Genomic DNA, 1,046 nt, shown 5'->3' on the forward strand with positions numbered 1-1,046 from the left:
TTAGACTCTCTTCTCCAAACTCATACCTGCCTCTAAGACCCTCAATCCACAATCATTTATCCTGCGCTTAGGATGAATATTTAGAGGGGCTACCAATGCCAAAGATGAATGTCAGCACACTGGCTAAATTGCTGGTGTGTTTTTTAATTCCGCTCGGTGTTTTGATGATGCCGATTGATGCTATTCCCATTGATGATCTCACTTTAATTCAGCATCGCCTGTTGGCTATTTTTCTTCTTGCTGCCCTACTTTGGGTTCTTGAGCCGGTTCCCGTTTTTGCTACGTCCATTCTTATTATCGCTCTCGAACTGATCATGATTTCCGACAAAGGCTTGCATCTGTTTCGCAATCCACCACCAGGGCACGATCTTGGTGAGCTGATCAACTACACTGATATCTTCTCTGCCTTTTCGTCACCAATCATTATTCTTTTTATGGGCGGCTTCGCATTAGCGATTGCCGCCTCTAAGTATGAGCTCGACAACAACCTCGCTCGCGTGTTGCTTAAACCGTTTGGCAACCAGCCTAAATTCATCATGCTCGGGCTGATGTTGATCACCGCGGTGTTTTCCATGTTCATGTCCAATACCGCAACAACGGTCATGATGTTAGCGCTACTTGGCCCTATTGTGGCGTCGGCACCGAAAGGTGACTTAGGCATTAAAGCACTGGTTTTGTGTATTCCAATAGCCGCCAATACGGGTGGTATTGCTACGCCAATAGGTACGCCACCGAACGCCATCGCACTGCAATATCTCACTGGAGAAAACACCATCGACTTCCTCTCATGGATGATGATGGGCTTACCTTTTGTCTTAGTGCAATTGACCATCGCTTGGTTCTTACTGCAAAAGCTGTTCCCATCGAGCGAGCCAGAAATGAAACTCAAGTTGGATGGCACTTTCAAAAAGAGCTGGCGCGCAATGGTGGTTTACGTGACCTTCGCCCTCACCATCGTCTTGTGGATGACCACCAAAGCTCATGGCATGAATACGTACGTCGTCGCGATTATTCCTCTGGCAGTCTTTACCTTAACGGGCATCATG

Annotated in this window: 1 protein-coding gene; it reads left to right on the plus strand. The window is 47.1% G+C overall.

Annotated features, from left to right (window positions below):
* Window positions 1-95: 95 nt before the first annotated feature.
* On the plus strand, window positions 96-1,046 hold a 951-nt coding region (locus tag R7P72_RS26020), incomplete at its 3' end, for an SLC13 family permease (RefSeq protein WP_318111139.1).

Source organism: Vibrio sp. Vb0888, assembly GCF_033338835.1.
In the GTDB taxonomy this organism is placed as follows: domain Bacteria; phylum Pseudomonadota; class Gammaproteobacteria; order Enterobacterales; family Vibrionaceae; genus Vibrio; species Vibrio alginolyticus.